Source organism: Vibrio sp. Vb0349 (genome assembly GCF_033338975.1).
Map to the genome: position 1 here is coordinate 1 of NZ_JAWOTS010000482.1, position 1,012 is coordinate 1,012.

Sequence of the window (1,012 nt, forward strand, 5' to 3'; positions counted from 1 at the left end):
GAATGGTACTTTGTTGTTCGCTACTCAGCCGAACGGTCAGAAACTCGCTCACTGATCCCTCCAAAACGACGGCGAACGACCGTCACCGTTTCTCTATTTGTACTTTGCAAAAGGCTTCGGATACGTACTCGTGAATCATCCACCAACACTTGTGCATCCAATTCGAAGAAGGAGCTATCCACTCCTAAATAGCCTTTGGCGTTTTTCTTTACATCATCGCTCAAGCCAGTTAATTCTGACTCCGCTAGAAATTCGTCTACGCTGTCCCAACCATCGAAGGGACGCTTTTCTATCAGTTGAACCGCATCGCTGCTGCTCAAGTTCGGTGAAAACATAGCGACTAAAATCGGCGCTTGTTCCACCTCTATCGTGTTGACGTTTAAACGCCAATCATCACTTGGGATCGCACATACCAAGGGCTCAATCTTTTGATAAATTTCACCACTCACTTGATATACCGCGCGCAATTCAGTTTTGTCTGCCATCCAACCATTAGCCGCTAAATACGAAGGTTTCATCGATTCGTAGGTGCTGTCTTCCACGCCGGTGGTTGAACGTACTGTGCTGTCTGAATCAATGTATTCCCAAGTGGAATCGGCAATCACTTCCGCTTGATACGGCTCTACATCTGACTCTTCCAACAAACGCTGCAGCACTTGAACCAAATATGGTCGAGTGGTTTGTTGTCCGGTCGGCTGCACTCGACTTAACACATTGAGGTTAAAGCACGCTTGCTTATCCCAAATACGTCCTGCAGCTTGACCATAGTCCAATGGGTACACTTGTTCTTTAATCGCCCAAGGTTGGCTGAGGTTGATGGTATCGCTGTCTTTGTAGCTCTGCTCGATACCCACTTCAGCCAAGGCTTCAACACCAACACTGTACCAATATGCTTGCTGGTAATGGATTTGGTTTGAACCGCGCTGAAACTGCAAAAACAAACGTTCAGACATGGTGGCAGCAATGGTCGCCATAATCGCCAACAGCATCAGTACAATAATCAAAGCACCAC

1 protein-coding gene is annotated in these 1,012 nt (G+C 47.0%); it reads right to left on the reverse strand.

Going from position 1 to position 1,012, the window contains the following annotated elements:
• Positions 1-20: 20 nt before the first annotated feature.
• Positions 21-1,004: a type II secretion system minor pseudopilin GspK gene (gene gspK / locus R7Q47_RS26765; RefSeq protein ID WP_318090359.1), complete on the reverse strand. Its 984-nt coding sequence runs from the start codon at positions 1,002-1,004 to the stop codon at positions 21-23.
• Between the last annotated feature and the right edge of the window lie 8 nt (positions 1,005-1,012).